Source organism: Ewingella sp. AOP8-B2-18 (genome assembly GCF_052376015.1).
Taxonomy (GTDB): Bacteria; Pseudomonadota; Gammaproteobacteria; order Enterobacterales; family Enterobacteriaceae; genus Ewingella; species Ewingella allii.
This window is the reverse complement of record NZ_JBQSVB010000049.1, coordinates 1-1,545: the sequence shown is the minus strand read 5'-3', so window position 1 is coordinate 1,545 and position 1,545 is coordinate 1. Positions and strand designations below refer to the sequence as shown.

Here is a 1,545-nt window from a genome sequence, read left to right as displayed (position 1 = left end):
TTAGGTTTTTCCCGTATAGGCGCCCCCCTATAAAACGACCGAACGCCATTTCGGTATTTATTCTGGTAGATCGTGACGCAGATTGCGGTGATTAAAAAATTCAGCCTTTATACCCCCCGAAAGTTTTCAGAATTCACGTAGCTGCATTCCGACTATGAAATGATGAGAAAATCCCACTTCCCGAAATAGCCCCCTCTTCTGTGAAATCTAGCCACTTGCCACCCCGGACCAACCCCATTCCGTTTTCTGCTATTACCGGCAACCGCGCCCCCCGGGCGGGTTTTTGGCCTAAACCCCACCATCTGGTGTTCACAACCCTCTTTAGCCACTAAATACAGCACGTGAAGGATCCTTTTTGGATCCTCTCTTTGCAACTCGCTAAATTATTTGATTCCGATTTATGGCATAATTCCATAAGTCGGAAAAGATGACCGATCACGTCCACGAGTTTTTGCCGTGGTATCCGCCCCGCCGCTGGGCGAAAATGGTCACCTTAGCCGCCGCCGGCGGATAATTTTGCGCAGATTGCGCTGTGTGAATTCTGAAAACCGATCGGGGGGTCAGTGCGCTATTTTTTACGTAGCGCGATCTCAGCCGTTTTTGGCCACACGTGATGACATTTGCGGTTCTGTTTGAAGGAGATGATAACCGATGACTGAGTTGACCACGCTGCCGGGACCGGAGCGTCGACCGATGTTAATGGTGCGTCCCGAAGATCACCGGCGCGCGCTGGCTCTTCGCCAGATGGCCATGGCCTATGCCGACCTGCCAAGGTACCTTTTATTGCCGGAGGTCAGCGCCCTGCTCCACTACTTGCCCGACTGGTCACAGCACGCCCTGGTCTCCACGTTGTGGAACACCGGCGGGCGGATCAATGAAGTGCTGGCGTTGAAAAGGCGCGACTTCCGGCTTAACGGCGATTACCCGCACGTGGTGATACGCACCGCCAAGCAACGCCGCGCCGGCACCGGCCGTCCGGCTAAAGGGAAATCGGCAAACCGCGTGGTGCCTTTATCCGATCCGGGGTTTGTGGACGAGCTGCGCCGGCTGTTCGCCAGCACGCGCGAAAGGATTGAGACCGATGCGCAAACCGGTGAGCGCCGTCCGCTTCCCATCTGGACGGCGACCGACAGAACGGTTAGAAACTGGTTAACCCGGGCGGTCGATGAGGCAAGGCGTGACGGCGTCACGTTTTCAGTGCCGGTCACGCCGCACGTATTTCGGCACAGCTACGCCATGCACCACTGCTATCAGCATACGCCGCTGAAGGTGCTGCAGGCATTACTCGGCCATGAAAAAGCGGAAAGTACCGAAGTGTATACGCGGGTGTTTGCGTTAGACATTGCGGCCAGCCAGCAGATCACCTTCAGCATGCCGGAGTCCCAGGCCGTAAGCCTGCTGAAAGAAACGCATATTTCAGGTGCCTTTTTGACGCAAAAATAACACCTTTAATGCACAAATATGGCTCCCTATTGGTACCGTTTTAGCATAAATAATTTTTATGTTGGTCACACAGGCTTTTCAAAGAAGTGCACGGATGAACGT

Annotated in this window: 1 protein-coding gene; it reads left to right on the top strand. The window is 54.1% G+C overall.

Annotation, left to right across the window (positions count from 1 at the left end; translation table 11 throughout):
• Positions 1–651: 651 nt before the first annotated feature.
• Positions 652–1,443 (top strand): tyrosine-type recombinase/integrase, encoded by a 792-nt coding sequence (locus ACT3RR_RS23045; RefSeq protein ID WP_353504344.1) that lies wholly within the window; start codon positions 652–654, stop codon positions 1,441–1,443.
• Positions 1,444–1,545: the final 102 nt, after the last annotated feature.

Coding starts and splice junctions, on each gene's coding strand:
- ACT3RR_RS23045 (WP_353504344.1), top strand. CDS start 652: ATGACTGAGTTGACCACGCTGCCGGGACCGGAGCGTCGACCGATGTTA.